General features: G+C 67.0%; 11 protein-coding genes. 5 read left to right on the top strand and 6 right to left on the bottom strand.

Features of this window, described 5'->3' with window-relative positions:
* Positions 1-179: 179 nt before the first annotated feature.
* From L324_RS13420 to L324_RS13410, 3 genes are all read left to right on the top strand, one after another.
* Positions 180-851 (top strand): hypothetical protein, encoded by a 672-nt coding sequence (locus L324_RS13420; protein ID WP_037307121.1) that lies wholly within the window; start codon positions 180-182, stop codon positions 849-851.
* Positions 852-1,147: 296 nt separating this feature from the next.
* Positions 1,148-1,543 (top strand): hypothetical protein, encoded by a 396-nt coding sequence (locus L324_RS13415; protein WP_235783520.1) that lies wholly within the window; start codon positions 1,148-1,150, stop codon positions 1,541-1,543.
* A 127-nt stretch (positions 1,544-1,670) separates the two neighbouring features.
* Complete coding sequence (locus tag L324_RS13410; RefSeq protein WP_051173887.1) at positions 1,671-3,836, top strand: tetratricopeptide repeat protein; 2,166 nt, start codon at positions 1,671-1,673, stop codon at positions 3,834-3,836.
* Positions 3,837-3,871: 35 nt separating this feature from the next.
* On the opposite strand, the gene L324_RS13405 is transcribed toward L324_RS13410, so the two are convergent.
* Positions 3,872-4,987: a ThiF family adenylyltransferase gene (locus L324_RS13405; protein ID WP_037306925.1), complete on the bottom strand. Its 1,116-nt coding sequence runs from the start codon at positions 4,985-4,987 to the stop codon at positions 3,872-3,874.
* Between the two features lie 554 nt (positions 4,988-5,541).
* Between L324_RS13405 and L324_RS43880 the strand changes: the two genes are divergently transcribed.
* Positions 5,542-8,832 (top strand): AfsR/SARP family transcriptional regulator, encoded by a 3,291-nt coding sequence (locus L324_RS43880; RefSeq protein WP_037306923.1) that lies wholly within the window; start codon positions 5,542-5,544, stop codon positions 8,830-8,832.
* 246 nt (positions 8,833-9,078) lie between these two features.
* On the opposite strand, the gene L324_RS13395 is transcribed toward L324_RS43880, so the two are convergent.
* From L324_RS13395 to L324_RS13380, 4 genes are all read right to left on the bottom strand, one after another.
* Positions 9,079-9,900 (bottom strand): DUF5984 family protein, encoded by an 822-nt coding sequence (locus L324_RS13395; protein ID WP_152546831.1) that lies wholly within the window; start codon positions 9,898-9,900, stop codon positions 9,079-9,081.
* 165 nt (positions 9,901-10,065) lie between these two features.
* A complete protein-coding gene (locus tag L324_RS40935) occupies positions 10,066-10,428 on the bottom strand; it encodes a hypothetical protein (RefSeq protein WP_152546830.1) in 363 nt (120 codons plus the stop codon).
* 277 nt (positions 10,429-10,705) lie between these two features.
* On the bottom strand, positions 10,706-11,215 hold the full coding sequence (locus L324_RS13385) for a hypothetical protein (protein ID WP_235783519.1): 510 nt from the start codon (positions 11,213-11,215) through the stop codon (positions 10,706-10,708).
* The gene (locus L324_RS13380) at positions 11,146-12,057 is read right to left on the bottom strand and encodes a hypothetical protein (protein ID WP_235783518.1); all 912 of its coding nucleotides are present in this window, start codon (positions 12,055-12,057) and stop codon (positions 11,146-11,148) included. Before L324_RS13380 ends, L324_RS13385 begins: the two co-directional genes overlap by 70 nt.
* A 1,070-nt stretch (positions 12,058-13,127) precedes the next feature.
* On the opposite strand from L324_RS13380, the gene L324_RS13370 reads away from it, so the two are divergent.
* Positions 13,128-13,907, top strand: coding sequence for a hypothetical protein (locus L324_RS13370; RefSeq protein WP_152546829.1), 780 nt, complete (start codon positions 13,128-13,130; stop codon positions 13,905-13,907).
* On the opposite strand, the gene L324_RS13365 is transcribed toward L324_RS13370, so the two are convergent.
* A complete protein-coding gene (locus tag L324_RS13365; protein ID WP_152546828.1) occupies positions 13,904-15,061 on the bottom strand; it encodes a hypothetical protein in 1,158 nt (385 codons plus the stop codon). The genes L324_RS13370 and L324_RS13365 overlap by 4 nt on opposite strands.
* Positions 15,062-16,214: the final 1,153 nt, after the last annotated feature.

Raw genomic sequence — 16,214 nt, 5'->3', positions numbered from 1 at the left:
TGCGGGTCGTAGCGGTGGCAACTGTTACCGGCCATCGTCGATACGCTTCACAGGTGTCGACAGACGAGAACGCGCCGCAGGTGTTCCTCAACCGGTTCGCCGACGCCATCGGAGCTCCGCAAGATGGAGCCGATCGGGATCACTGCCGGTGCGTCGGCTATTCGAAGACGACCCGACCGGTGACCGTCTCCTTCCATAAGGACACACAAGACCAAGCGGCAGAGGGCTGGCAGCACCTACTGTCGCTGATCGACGAGGCTGCCGAGGATGGTCGGACGGAGTTCGCCCCGTTCACGGAGATGAGCGCCGTGGAACGGCGGCAGATCATCACGTTGCCGTCCACGATCGCGAAGCTGACCGCGGTCACGCGCCTGGTCCTGTACGGCACGAACCTGGTCCGCCTGCCACCCGAGATCGGAGCGATGACCAGCCTTGAGGTGTTCGAGCCCTATACGTCGCACCGGCTGCACTGGTACCCGTATGAACTCACCAGGTGTGCAAGAGTCATCGACAGCACGGTGAGCACCCGTGTCCTCTACGGCAACGTCAAGTTCCGGCCACCGTTTCCGGCGTTGCGGCCGGTGACCCACGCCGACCAGACGGACTTCGCCGAGCTCGATCCGGGCGTGTGGGGCACCACGGTCGTACGGACATGCAGCGTCTGCGACAGGCTGATCGATCGAGAACTGCATCAGGTGTGGGTTTCCCGCCGGGTCGGTACCGACGTGCTGCCGCTGCTGGTGAACGCGTGTTCCGCGGACTGCGTGGCGGCGCTGCCGGCGTCGGCGCAAGGCTACGTTCCGACACCTCATACCGGCGGCCCGAACATCGTCCAGCCCGCTGGCCGCTAAGGACGAACCAGAGGGCCCGGGGCGAACCCAGCTGAACTCATGCTCGAGCCGGTCCTTCGGTTGAGTTCTCGGGCGAGGCCTTTCTGGACTCCGCCCGCCGCACCCGCCGCGGCAGCACAGGACCGTCGCGTAGCCAACATCCGCTCATGCCGCAAGCCGGCCGAAGGAAGGCCAAGCGCACGCTCATGCCGAAGAGCGGATATCCCAATTGAGTCTGCTCGAACTCCTGCTGCCGGGTGAAGAGCCGGGTTTCGCCGCCTGCCATTGAGCAGATGGACCTGTGGAGGCTTGTCTCTATGCTGGTAGTCGACCGCGTGCTGTCCGTGTTGGTGGAGAGGATTGCTGTGCCTGAGCCTGTGCTTGTGTCGATCGCTGCGGCTGTTGCTGGGCGTGCGGTGGCCGGTTTGTATCAGCTGATCAAGGCCAAGTTCGCAGATGATCCCGACGCGTCCGCGGTGCTGGAGGCCGCAGAAGGCGCTGCGGCGGATTCCAAGGAGGTAGGTGAGCTCGCCGCCGCGCTGGAGGAGAAGCAGGGCGCTGATCCGGCGTTCGGTGTGCGGTTGCGTGAGGAATGGGATCGGGTGACCGTCGAGCAGAACGCCGGGTCTGGCGGTGTGGCCAACCAGGTATCCGGCCAGGTCGGCGGCAACGTCGTGCAGGCCCGCGATATCCACGGGGGGATCTCGTTCTGACCCCGGCCGTCGGCCGACGTTGCCTTCGCCGGCCTGGCGTCGACGTGGTTGCGGAGTGGGTGCTCCATCAGGGTGAGGTCAGGTGCGGCGGGCTGGTGCCGCGGCATGGTGACGGCAGACTGATGCTGTGACCGACGGGGCGGGCGTGCGGAACACGATCAGCGGCAGCGTGATTGGCTCCGTGGTCCAGGCCGGGACCATCGGGCACCTGACTCTCTCACCGGAGCGGCGCGAGTCTCTGCCGGTGCCGCGGCAGTTGCCCGCAGGGTTGCGGGACTTCACTGGCCGCGATGCCCAGCTCGCCGCGCTCGACGCGCTCCTGCCGAGCCGGGAGGACGCCGGTGGTGCCGCGGTGGTGGCGGTGCTGGCCGGAACCGGCGGCGGCGGGAAAACCACCCTGGTTGTCCAGTGGGCCCACCGGGTGCAGGACGTGTTTCCGGACGGGACGTTGTTCGTCAACCTGCGCGGGTTCGGGCCGAGTGCGCCGCTAAAGCCGGGGATCGTGCTGGCCTCTTTCCTGACCGCGCTTGGGGTTCCCGAGGCGCAGATCCCGGGTGAGCTGGATGCGCTGGCAGGGCTCTATCGGTCGGTGCTGGCGGGGCGGCGGGTGCTGGTGGTGCTGGACAACGCCGCCACTGCCGAGCAGGTACGGCCGCTGCTGCCTGGCACGCCCGGGTGTCTGGTGGTGGTGACTAGCCGCGCCAGCCTGACTGACCTGGTCGTATCTGCGGCCGCGCACCGGGTCGATCTGGGCCTGTTCACGACCGCTGAGTCCCAGGTCCTGCTGCGCCGGATCGTCGGCGCGGCTAGGGCGGACGCCGAGCCTGCTGCGGTGGCGGAGCTGGTGCGGTTGTGTGGTGGGTTGCCGCTGGCGGTGCGGGTCGCCGCGACCCGAGCCGCCGCCCGGCCCCGCTACACCCTCGCCGACGTGGCCGCCGACATCGGCGACGAGCAGACATCCGAGCCAGGGAACGGGTTCGGCGGTGACGGCGTCATCGGTGGCGCGGTGCGGTCGGTGTTTGACTGGTCCTATGCCCAGCTGCCGCCGGAGCAGGCACGGGTGTTCCGGTGCCTGGGTGCGCATCCGGGCGCGGAGTTCGGGGTGGACGCGGCCGCGGCGCTCACCGGGCTCGAGCCGACGGGGGCGTACCGGTGTCTGGAGGTGCTTGCCGAGCTGCATCTGCTCGAGCCGCTGGGGCGCCGGCGGTACCGGATGCACGATCTGCTGCACGCCTACGCTGCCCACCGCGCTGGTCTCGACGATACTGCCGAGGACCGCCGGACGGCCGTGGAGCGAGTGCTGGCCTGGTACGCGCGCACCGCCTGGCACGCCGACCAGATGACGATGCCCGTCCTGTCCGGATTCACCCTGGACGAGGTCGCTGTGGTGGCGCCGGAGGTCGTGTTCACCGACCGGGGGGCGGCGGCGGTGTGGCTGCATGCCGAGCACGCCACCCTGGTCGCCGCGGTCCGCCGCGCCGCCGCTGCCGGGCTGAATGTGGCGGCGATGACCCTGGCGGTGGCGTGCAAGTTCATGGCTGTTGGAAGTGCCGCGTGGGCCGCTTTGTATCTGGAGGTCACCGAGGTGGGCGTGGCCTGCGCGCTCGCCGCCGGGAATCAGGGGGTGGAGGCTCTATTACTGGACGTGCGGGCGATCACGTTACGCCGGATCGGGCGCCTGGCGGAGGCCGAAGCGGTGATTGCGCGCACGCTGGTTTTGGCCGAAGAGACCGATGACCCTGCCTGTTGGGTTATCGGTTTGTCGGGGCTGGGCCGGATCCGCCGTGAGCAGGGGCGGTGGCCGGAGGCGCGGGACTGCTTCCAGCGGTCGGCGTCGATGGCGCGACAGTCGGGGCAGGTACGGCCGGAAGCGGTGGCGCTGTGCAACCTCAGCTGGCTCAGCGTTCAGCTGGGTGAATTCGAGCACGCCCTCGGCTACGCCGAGCAGGGCCTGGCGCTGCGCCGGCAAGCCGGGGATCTGCTCGGCGAGGCGGGCGCACTGGTGGACATCGCGATGGCGAACCAGGGGCTGGGTCGGCACGGCACCGCCGTGAGCTTGTGCCAGCAGGCGATCACCGCCTACCAGAATCTGAACTACACGGGAGTTGATCTGGCGGACACGTTCCTGCCTCTGGGCACGTCACTGGAGGCCCTCGGCGACCTGCCCGCCGCGGCGCAAGCCCTGAGCGAGGCCATCACCGTGCTGACGGCACTCGACGATCCCCGCGTCGCGCCCACTCGGGAACGGCTGACCGGTCTGGAAGCCCGCATCGCCGCCGGCTCTCGTCCCTGACCAGGCATGGTAATAAGGGGCAGGAGCCCGGTGGGTCAGGCTGTCGCGGCGTGCGGCCCGCAGCCCGGACAGCCCGGTCGCGGCGCGTCGAGCGTGGATACCGCGTAGCCATCGAGGGTGACGAGGTTGAACGCGTACTCGCGGTTGGGGGCCAGATCGGGGACACCGGTGATCAGGCTCATCGCGGCGTGCGCCGCCAGATTCCCGGACACCCCAGCCGACACCGCGTTGCCCGCCTGAACGTCCTGCAATGCCGGCACCGGTGCCGGAGGGGTCGTCTCGACGTGACGCTCTCGTTCTGTCGTGTCGATGCACTCGTAGCAGGGACCGGTGCCCGGCCGGTACAGGCCGTAGTTGATCTGCGGACCGTGGTAGCCGGCGTGGACCCAGGCAGTGCCGGTCGCCTGGCACGCGCGGTTGGTCCAGGTCCGGATCTCCGCCGGCTGGTCCGCGGCCAAGACGACGAGGTCGTACCGGGCCGCCAGGGCGATCAGGGCCGCCGGGCTGGTAACGGTCGTGGCCTGCCCGGTGATCTGGATGTCGGAGTTGCGTGCCCGCAGTTCCCGCGCGGCCGCCTCCAGTTTCGGCCGGCCCAGATCGCGTTCGGTGAACAGGATCTGCCGGGCGAGGTTGGACAGTTCGACCACGTCCGGTTCCACGCAGTGCAGCTCCCCGATTCCCGACAGCGCCAGATCCATAGCTGCGGTGCTGCCTGTGCCGCCGACGCCGATGACGACGACCCGGGCCTGGCGCAGCAGTAGTTGGGTGTCCCAGCTCGATCGGCGGCCGATCCGGGCCATCCATCGCCACAGCTCCCGGCTGCGGCTGTAGCGTTCCTGCTCCCGGGCGGACAATCCCGGGGGTGGGGTCTCGTCGGCGTCCTCGATGTAGCCGGTCTCGGTCAGCACCCGCAGGTCGCCCACGGCCTCGGCGGCGACGTCGGCTGGGGGCCTGGCGGGGAAACGGTGGACCAGCTCGGTGATGATCTGGTCCACCGTCCTCGTTCCGTCGAGGATGCTCAGCAGCGCCCACACCCAGCCGTCCGGGTCGCGGATCGTCGTCCCGATCCCGGGGATGCGGCCGCCGATGCGGACGTGGCCGTCATCGAGTCGCACCGGCCGGTGCTTGACTTTGATCCTGGGACGCTCCACAGCATCCTCCTTGACTCGTCAATTCTTCCCCTCCGGTTACGGGCTAGGCGCCGTCCTTGCTGCAGAACGTCATCCGCTGCTCGTATTCGACAAATTCGATCACCGCTCCCACCTCCCGTCCCAGATCGGGGAGACGGCACCGGTGCGCCTGCCCGCCGCCGTTGTTGCGGGCCGCAGACAGTGGCGGTGCTCCGCGTTATCGGGGTGAGGCGGGTGGTGACTGTGGACGCTCATGGTGCCGGTCTCCGTCTCCGCTCCCTGCCTGATCAGGAGCTGCACCGAGCATCAGGGAATCGCGCGGACAGTGGAGCGGACACACGCCCGGACACAGCACCGACACCGTGTCCGCCATCCGGGTGGAATCCGGATTCGAGCCGAGAACGATCTGAGGAGCTCACCTGAATGGCGCGAAACCGATATGGAGAATCGCATCCGGTGACGGCGTATCCGACTGAATGGAGGAGCTGCCCGTCACAGTGGAGTGACGGGTCGATGGAATCGCCCTGACAGAGCGGGGAGGTCTGCACACTGGGTGAATGGGTGCGCGGGGGAGCGTGAGGATTCAGCTGCTGGGGCCGGTCGGTTTCATCACCGGCGACGGTGACCTGATCAAGCCGTCCCGGTCGGCGGTGACACGGCTGCTGGCACTGCTGGCCGTCGAAGCTGGCAAACCGGTTACCGGCGACGTCCTGATCACACGGATCTGGGGCGACGACGGCACAGGCGGATCAAGCGCGGCAGCCGATGACGAATCTGAACGGAGCCCGGCGACGTTACGGCGCAACCTCGGCTGGCTCCGCGCCGAGTTTGCCGCCGCCGGCGGCGACCGGAACGCCATCCGCTGGGAACAGGCGACCCGGTCCTGGACCTTGGCGGTCAGCCCCGCAGTGGTGGACTACCACCGCTTTCTTGACGAGATCATCCTCGCCCGCGGCGACGCCGACTGGGACCGCCTTCAGCACATCCTGACCACCCGCCACGAACGGCCACTGTCCACCGTGAACGGCCGATGGGCCGACGGCATCCGCCACACCCTCGGCCTGCACCGCCAAGCGGCACTGAAATCCCTCTTCACCCACCTGATCGACACCAATCGCTGCGACGACCTCATCGCCATGCTTGGCCCCTGCGAAGACGACCTCGTCCACGACGAAAACCTGCTGCTGCTGGGAGCGAAGGCGCTCGCGGCGGCGGGACGTCACGCCGAGATCAGTGCCTGGGCGGACCGCATCGACGCGCGCGCCCACGACGAACTCGGCGCGGGCCGCTCCATCACCACCCACCTCGGGCTCCAGACCCTGATCGCCGACCCACCCGGACCAACCACCCACCACCCCGCAGCCCCTGAGGCGCTGGCCCTGCCCCGCGACATCACCGACTTCACCGGCCGCGAACCCGAACTCGCCACCCTCACCGCCACCGTCGACAACGCCGCCGACACCGGCACCACCACCATCGCCATCCACGCCATCGACGGAATGCCCGGCATCGGCAAAACCACCCTCGGCATCCACGCCGCCCACCGCCTCGCCCACCGCTTCCCCGACGGCCAGCGCCTGCTCCCCCTTCACGGCCACACCCCCGGCCAAAAACCCACAGCCCCGTTCGACGCCCTGCACTCCCTGCTCACCGCCCTCGGCGTCCACGGCCAAGTCCTAAGCACCCACCGGGACGTGGAGCAACGGGCACAACTGTGGCGCAGTCTTATGGCCAGCCGGCGGATGCTGCTGATCCTCGACGACCCCGCCAGCCACGACCAAGTCGAACCCCTGCTCCCCGGCACACCCGGCAGCCTGGTCATCATCACCAGCCGCAACCGCCTCCCCGAACTCGACGACATCCACCCCATCTCCCTCGACATCGTCAACCCCGACGTCGGCGCGACAATGCTGCTGCGCCGCGCCCACCGCAACCCCGACACCACCAACGCCGAGCAGGTCGCCCGCATCGTCGAACTGTGCGGCTACCTCCCGATCGCCATCGCGGTCGCCGGTTCTCAACTGCGTACCCATCCCGCCTGGAGCGTGCGCTACCTCGCCGACCTGCTCGCCGACGCCTACGACCGCCTCGACGAGCTCCAGGCCGGGGAACGCTCCGTCCGCGCCGTGTTCGACACTTCGCTGCACGACCTGCCCACCGAGCAACGCGACCTGTTCGTCCTATTGGGCGTGCATCACGGCCCCGATATCGACCCCCACGCCACCGCCGCCCTCACCGACACCACCCCTACCCAGGCCCGCCACCTGCTGCGCGCCCTCCACACCCGCAACCTCGTTCAGGAAACCGGCCCCGACCGCTACCGCCTCCACGACCTACTCCGCCTCCACGCTCACGCCCACGCCGACACCCTCAACCCCAGCCACCGCCACCACGCCACCACCCGGGGTCTGGACTACTACCTGCACACCACCCACGCCGCCACCAGCCACCTTCCCGCCTACCGCACCCCCACCTGCCTCGTCACCCCCATCTCGCCCCACCATCCTCGGCGCATTACGGGCTTCGATGACGCCATGGCCTGGCTCACCACGGAACTGCCCGTCCTAGCCGCCGCCATCGACCACACCCACACCACCCACACCACTCACACCACCCAGCTATCCACGACCCTGCACCCCTACCTCCGCACAGCCGGACAATGGCACTACGCCCACACCGTCCACCACACCGCACTCACCGCCGCCACCCGAACCAACGACGTCCACGCCCAAGCCACCGCTCTCAACGACCTCGGCATCGTGTGTCGGTTGCGGGGTGATCTGGAGGCGGCGGTGGAGGCACAGACTCGAGCGCTGCAGCTGTTTACCGACATCGGTGACCGGCGAGGCCAGGGCAACGCCCTCAACGACCTCGGCTGGCTGTATCGGGTGCGGGGCGATCTGGGGGCGGCGGTGGACGCGCACACCCGAGCGCTGCAGCTGCTTACCGACATCGGTGATCGGCTGGGGCAGGGCAACGCCCTCAGCGAACTTGGCACCGTGTGTCGGTTGCGGGGTGATCTGGATGCGGCGGTGGAGGCACAGACTCGAGCGCTGCAGCTGTTTACCGACATCGGTGACCGGCGAGGGCAGGGCAACGCCCTCAACTATCTCGGCTACGTGTATCTGTTGCGGGGTGATCTGGATGCGGCGGTGGACGCGCACACCCGAGCGCTGCAGCTGTTTACTGACATCGGCAGCCTGCAGGGGCAGGGCAACACCCTCAACTACCTCGGCATCGTGTACCTGCTGCGGGGTGATCTGGATGCGGCGGTGGACGCGCACACCCGAGCGCTGCAGCTGTTTACCGACATCGGTGACCGGCGAGGGCAGGGCAACGCCCTCAACGACCTCGGCACCGTGTATCGGAGGTCGGGCGATCTGGAGGCGGCGGTGGACGCGCACACCCGAGCGCTGCAGCTGTTGACGGACATCGGTGAGCTCCTGGGGCAAGCCAACGCACACCTGCAGCTCGGCATCGCCTACCGCCTAACAGACGGGCATGACCTCGTCCTCACCGTTGGACATCTCACCGACGCGCTGCGCTTGTTCACCCGAGTTGAAGACACTGACGGTCAAGCTGAAACCCACAACGCACTCGGCGACCTCACCCTCGACCACCCCGATGCAGGCGACCCAAACGCCCACTTCACCACCGCACTCGCACTTGCTCGCGACTGCGGTACGAACCTGCACGAAGCCAACGCCCTCGTCGGCCAAGCGCAATGTCTCCACCGCGCCGGAGACACCTCACACGCGATCACCTTGGCCCGGCAAGCCCTGACCATGCACCAAAAGATCCACGCCCCCGAAGCCGCCCACACCGCCGACCTGATCCGCGCACTCGAATCCCACAACCAGACCTAGCACCACTCCAACATCCGCGGCCCGTCGATCTACCAACGTTCGAGAAGATGACCTCAAGCCTCAAAGCCTTCTGCCGACGTCGGCGATCTCACCGAGCCGAAACCCGGAAACAATCCACCCACCCGCAGCGACGCACGAACGTCCGCTCATGCCGCGAGTCGCGCGTTCAAAGGAGACACTCGCACATACCGACGAGCGGCCACCGCCTTGCAGTTGGTGATCCGGGTCGGCGGCACAGGATGGTGGCTACTGAGTTCGAGTCGAGAATATGCGCGCTGCGCCTTTGCGAACGGCTGTCCAGTCCGTCGCGGGTACGTGCCGCATGGCGGCGGCCAGAGATCCTGAACGCCGCTGGTGTTCGTCGCGGAGCTGAGCGATGTCGAGCCGGACGTCTGGATCCAACCCGCCGGCCTCGATCTCCGTGATGCGCCGGTCCATCGCATCGATCAGTTCCCGGTCGAACTCCTCCACAGCTTGCAAGAACAACTCAGTGGGGACGCTCGCTCGCCCTTGCCTCGGCACGGTGCAGTCGACCCCGCTCTCGGTGGGGTGCCGCCAGTCGACGGTGATCGTGTCCCGGTCGGCGACCGATCGCCACCACAGGATGTGGGGAGAGGCGGCGAGGTAACTGGTGTACATGACGTGGCCGCTGTACCAGTCGAGAGCTGCCTCCGTGTCCTCGACGCCTGCCCTGTACCACGCGTCCTGATCGCTGGTCATGCGGTCGACGAGATCCGCGGGTACCGGTTCCAGCAGAGACGGAAGTACTTCCTGAATGTCCTCCCACAATCGGACGACGTAGTAGTCGACTGGCGAAGGCTGCCCTGTATCGGCGCTCGACGGGTGGTGGAACAACGTGTGTCCGTCCACGTCGATCCAGTACCAGCCGTCCGTCAAAGCGAACCAGTGCAGACTGCGATCGCCCCAGGGCTCCACATCGGCCAGCGGCCTGAGACGGAAGTGAAAACGGATCACTCCGGCAGTGTGCTCACCGCCTCGGGCAGCTGTCGACCATTTTGCCTTTGACGTCACCTGATGCCGCTGATTGCGTTGCTCGAGCGCGCTCATGCAGAGGTAACCGCCCTGACACCGCCCTGATCTCGATCCGCCGCGATTCTGCGTTTTGCATAACCTTGGTCGACACTTCGCGCGCCTACGAACGTCCTGTCATGCCGTGTACGGCTCAGCGGCAAGTCCTGCCGTGCTCGCTGGCCGGTGATGCTTCTCCCCGACTCAGGCAAGGAGTCCGACGGCGCGGTCGAGCACGGGCCCGAACTCTTCGACGTCGTCCAGCTCGATGTACTCGGCGGTCGGCTCGTCGATGCCTGGGTGTATGACTACAACATCCGCCCAGCCACCGGCGTACAGCACGAACTCCGCTTCCCCCGCGTCCCCACGCACACGCACACCCAACGACTTCGGCCGACGCGCCTGGCCACGATCCCGCAGAAGCGGCGCAGGCCATGAAACGTCGTTGTCCATCCAGCTGACCTCATCGGCCACCAGCCCCAGCTCACGCCAGCCGCCGCGCCGGGCGGCCACCATCACGGCCGCCCGGTCGAGATCAAGGTTGCTGAGGTCGATCCGGCGCTCCACCACCCCTACGGTAACGGCGTGGAGCGCACCACGACCGAACATTCCAGTCATTCACAACTGGTGCCGAAAGTCGCGAATATCCGCCCGTGCCGGTGGCCGATCGTGCGGGAACGCCGACTCTCCACGTCACCCCCAGCTGGGCGGCGTCGCAATGGACGACGTCACGCAGCAGCCCGGAAGGCGCCGCGGACAAGGGACACCAGCGGTGACGGGGTATCCGCGCCGCCACCACGTTGCGAATGAAACGCGAAAGTTCCGATCTCGTCGACTGCCCGCATCACCTGTCCTGGCGTGCGGAGGTGATGGACAGCTCGGTGACGCCAGCCTGCATGAGGGCGTCCACCACCCTGCCTGTGGCGGCGAAGTTCCAGAGCTGGACACCGTTGCTGAAGTGCAGATCCTTGCCTGTATCGCCATCCTCAATGGCGAGTCCGACGAAATCGCCGAGCGGCGCACCTTCCCCGTCGACGACGTCGACCGGGAACGTGCGGTAGCCGGTGGCCCCGATCGCGGCAAGGACGTCCACGAACCGGCGGGAGGCGATCTTGGTGTCCCCGGTCGTCCAGAGCAGGTCACCCAGCCGGGTTCCCCGGTTCGCCTGCACGAACCGGGGAATGAAGCCGAGCCGCCCGGTGTCGCCGTTGTCGATCAGCTCGAACACCTCCGAGCCGTCGGCCAGCCGCCACGGGACCGGCGGCGGCTGACCGTCGTGCTCGATCAGGACCCAGACATCATCATCTGTGGAGTGGGCCTCGAGGATGTAGCGCCGGTCGTCTTCGGTGGGCATGTGTAGGTGTACCTGCCTTGGATCGATGCGCGATAGGCCAGGACCTCGGCCGCGGTCGGGTTCGGCTTCTGCGCGAAGAACGTGTCCCATAATGCGTTGTACTCGGCCGCTTTGCTGGGGTGGTTTCCCGGCACACCCGGACGCGAACACCACCAGCGCAGGTAGATCGGGTCGTGAATCGTCGGGATCCCGGCCTTGTTGAACTTCGCCTCGAACTTCCGCGGAAGCGTGTGATGCGCCGCGGACTCGGCCGGCTGACCATGGGTCTGCAGGATGAGGTTGTCGCGATAGTAGGTGTAGGTGAAGGGCTTGCCGATCCAGAACAACGACTGTTTCAAGCCGGTCGCCGCCCCGACCGCCGGCCCCATCTCCGCCGCGAAATCACCGTCGTGGGTGATCGACCCCTGATCGGGCTGCGGGGCACATGTCGCGGGCAGCGTGATGCTCGCGGTGACGGTTTTGAGGTCCTTGCCGCCCTTCGGCGGGTTCGCCGGATCACCCGGCACCGTGACGATCTGCGGATCCGACCAGACCGTCAGGAAATCAATGTCCTTGGTGATGCACTTCGCACGGAACCGGACCCTGGCCTGCGACGGAGTCGCGCTGTAGTTCCCCAGCGTGATCGACAACGACACCGTCATACCCGGCAGCACCACGACCCGGGAATTGACGTTCACCGACGACCCCGGACTCACCGTATAAGCCGCCGCAGCGGCCTGGGCGCCGGCAGCCGGCGGCTGAACCGACACCGCGGCCGCCGGCGAGGCAACGGTCAACGTCGCCGCACCGACCGCGGCAGCCAGGACTATGGCGCCCTTTTTTACCTTCGCTGAAAGCGACACTATTATCGTCCTTTACTCCCAGAAACATGCCGACGACACCGAACACGGAAAGCCATTCCGGCATGTGGCGCGCACCGAAAAAGCGATCTGAGTCCTGATCCGAATACTGACCTGGCGCGCGCCCCTCACAGACCAACATCAGCACCGTGTACGGACTGCCAAGTGCGACACGACCCCCAAAACAGCTTCACGATCGGCCCCCTATGCCAGGTGGGCCTCCCCTAGTTCGGCGAACGTCTCGACACACCATCCGGCCACAACTGTGACATCTCATTGCGACTTGTCACATGAGCTTCGCAGGAGATCACAGCCTCGTCAAGACTCAGGCGCTGGAGGCCACGGCGTAGCCTGCCTGCGAGCCCACAGAGGCGCTACCCGCTCGCCGGCATCCGCGCCTACCTCGACGGCACCCCGTTCTGCCTACTCGGCTGGGCAGACCAGCCGCGGCCGATTCCTACCTGACAACCGACTCAACACGACACGCCTCAGCCGCACCTGGTCGCCGCCGCCATGTCGGGGCCGAAGCCGTGGACGGGAACCTCATTGCCGACCAGGCAACCTGCGGCGAGGCGTCCCAGCTGTGGGCACCCGCGTCACAGCGTTCGCGGGCCACCCTGTTGGCCAGTGTGCCGCGGATGAAGGTGACAGCGCCCTTTCAGGGTGACCTCTCATAACAGTCCGCGGCTACGTGGGTCCGAAGACGCCCGCGAAGGCTTCGCGCGCGATCAGTGTCTCGACTGGGATAGTCGGCGCGTCGCCTGCCTTCTCGACGGCCTTATTCGAATTCCAGGTCGGCGGAGCCGGTGACCGTGCGCTACACGAGCGAAGATGTGGCCGGGACCGGCGCTGGGCAACGATGGCGTGGTATCCGAGTTCGGGAAGGTCTGCGAGTTGAGCCAGGTCGAAACTGGCTATCAGGTCTGGGGCATGGGCCTGCTCGAGTTCCTCGCGGCGATGTCGAACATGGGCGGTAACCGCGTTGAAGCTGCGATCGATTACATGTCGTGTCAGGTCCTGATGCACGTGGATATCGAATCCCGCCTTGGCCAGCTCGTCTCGATAGGTGCCCGGTGTCGTTGGGAGCGCTCACCTCACCGGTGGCGACCTTGACCGCGACCTGTTCGAGCCCGTGCAGCACCTCGGACGGGAACGGCTTCACCTTGGAGACGTTCACTCGCGGGGAGACCCAGGATGCCTTCTTCCGTTACAGCGGCGATGCCGCGATCAACAGAGCGATCTCCTTCAGCAGCAGTTACACGCTGGTCGTTCAGCCGCCGCCCAACACCACGCCTCTCGGTCCGGGCACGTGGCGTTTCGGTGATAACTCGTTCCGATGTGACGACCTGGTGTCGAGCTTCCGCGGCTGTGTCATTCCGTTTTTCGTGCCTGAAGTGCCTGTCTCGGTAAGCACTCATCAGGCCGCCGCGATCGGAATTCTTGTCGCGCAGTACAACCTGCCGGACGGCTTCGGGCGCACGGTCCCGCTCAACCGGCTCGCTGATGAGAATGTCGCAGAAGCCAACCGCCGCAAGATCTGTGAGGACGGCACCTGGGTGAAGCGACCCGACGTCCGCGATGACAGCTGCGACGAGTACGCGTTCGCGCGGGCCAGGCAAAGCGGCGGCTTCTTGGGCTTGACCGGCAAGGACTGCGCTGAGGTTATGCCCTGGTTCAATAGCGACGACGGTAAGTGGTACTACGAGGCGATCCGGATGACCGGGAAAGAACGCTGCCTGCGTGCCCATGTGCCGCTCGACCAGAACTCTCTCGTCGGCAGCACTCTCGGGGTCGTGACCAACGACGCCCGTCTGATCGACGGCGATCCTTATTGGGTCACTGTCTATAACTAGCTCTCTGTTTCTTGTCGGAATGTCTGAGGCGCGATCCGGATCTCCTCCAGGGGTTCGGATCGCGCCGGCGCCGTGCCGTTGTCGTCACGGTCGGACAGCCACGTCGGCGGGGCCTTCCGTGACCTGCCATGCCGGAGGTGATGCTCCTCGAGGCGCGCTGAAGCTCTGTTGGCCGCTGCCGGTGCCGGGGTTACCGCGGCGAGGTCGTCGATCAGGTCCTGCTGCCACGTCGTGCCGGCCCGGCGATACATCATCTCCAGGAGAGCCGCTCGCGGGCCGCCACGCAGCAGCGCGGCGGCCACCACACCGGCGGAAACACGACCGTGCACCACCTCGGGGTCAGGCTGTGACCGTCGCCTCGATCCCCTGGAAGGCCGCAACACCGCGGTACCGGCCAACAGGTACTGCTCGGCCAGCAGTTCCCGTACCTCGCGGCCTGCCGGAGACTCGTCGGTCACCTCCGTGGCGCTGTTGCCACACGCGTCGATGGCGGAACGGACCGTGTCCGAATCCACCTGTGCCTCGCGGAGCATCTGCTGAACCTGCCGGGCGACCGCGGGCCGCAACTGCTCGGCACTGGCGGAATCGGCGAGCGCGGTCAAGCGCGCTTCTGGCTGGGACCTGACAGGCCCGTCTTCGGAGAACGTGTGCGGCAGCACCGGAAGTATGACGCTGATGAGTCCGGACTCGCTCATGATCTCGTCGTCGACCGGTCGTCCGCATGCCTGGCCCAGGAACTCGATTGAACTGGCGGGCACATGGTCGTCGGACCACCCGCCGAGGGAGAGCCCTGCGCGATCGGCGACCTGGTCGAGCTGGTTCCATTCCGGCATGGTGCGTACCGGTGCGGAAAATGGGCCGATCGGCCCATTCTTGTCGGCGTAGGCCAGGCGCCGTTCCGCGTTATCATTCACCCCCACCGACAGCATGCGCGAATTTCTCGCCAGCCGCCGGAGAACAGGCACACGCAAGGCTTCCGAACTGAAAAGCTCGGCCGTCAAACACCGGCCGCCCAGGTCCAGAACCCACAACGTCGGCAAGCGGCCAGGGTCAGTGCTGTGCAGCTCCGCGGCGTCCCTGTTTCCCCCATGCACACTCCGCGCGAGATCGCCGCCGAACTGGCTGAGAACCTCCGCCGCGCTCGCTGACTCCACGGCGCTGATGCAATAATTGCTGTACCTCTGCATCCACTGAAACAATGAGTTCACACTCCCTCCCAGCATTTGATTGCCCCGGCTACCGTACCGCGTCTAATGACCCGAGGTTGCGCTGGCCAGCCGATGCACCAGCGTTTATTCCAGCTGGAAATTTCTCGGTGAACAGCTCGACAGACAGCGTCAACAGGCGGGCGGCGAGTGCAAACATCGCAGCGTAGGCCGAGTATGGGGCATGGAGCTACCAGGGCCGGTTACCGCCGTCGAGGACGAACAGCACACCCCCTTGACCCGGCGGGCGTACCGGTCCGTCGACGTGCTCGCGGATCTGCTCGGATAGCGTGTCCATCCTGGTCGCGCGGAGTCGCCGACGTACAGGAGGACGGTGGCTCCACGCCGTGGCGTGCTTGCCGTTCGCGGTGGCGTCGTGTTCGTTCACACCCCAGCGACGGTGCTCAACCGCTGTGCTGGGGACGACAGCTGCCCTGAAGCGACAACGTGGTTCAGGGCAGCCCTAGCCCCAGCAGAGCGCGCGGCGGAGTCTCTACTAATACGTGCGATCGGGCACCAGCTGCCGCTGCAGGTCGCGCCGATCGAGACCGGCGACGGATCCTCGTCGGGGCGTGGCGATCACTCTGCCGGAGCCGAGATCGGCCGTGATACCCGCGTCGGCGCGGTCACCGCGGCCCTGCCTACGGCTCCCGCCCGACAGCCTGATTGTCGTCGCCGTCCCTGGGCCTCCCCGGCCCGGCCCGATCGCCTCGGCGCCGCCGTCGCCCGCGTGAGCACGCCGCGGAGTCCTCCATCGGGGAGCTGCTCGATTAGGCAGGCGGAGGCACCACATCAGTGAGGTGTCGGTGGTCATGCTGCGCTGCCAGGCGTCGCAGCCGTCGGAGGTACTGGCCGCGGAAACGGCGCTGGGCGGTCTCCACTCGAACGAACGAGGGTTAGCGAAAAGCCTCGCAGTAGGCGTTCTCGGCATCGTCCCGGCCGCCATCGCCTCGACGAGCCGCGCGAGGCCCCCTTTCCGGCGGTCCGCTGGGAGGGTTGACGACCCACTCGGCCTTCGGCGTGCCTGAACCATCCACTTCGCCGGGATGATCCTCAGCCCCGGTAATCGAGTACTGAACACGCTAGCCGGCGGCTATGCATG

Origin of the sequence: Amycolatopsis orientalis DSM 40040 = KCTC 9412 (assembly GCF_000478275.1) — a bacterium.
GTDB classification, from domain to species: domain Bacteria; phylum Actinomycetota; class Actinomycetes; order Mycobacteriales; family Pseudonocardiaceae; genus Amycolatopsis; species Amycolatopsis orientalis.
This window is presented reverse-complemented; position numbering and strand designations above follow the sequence as displayed.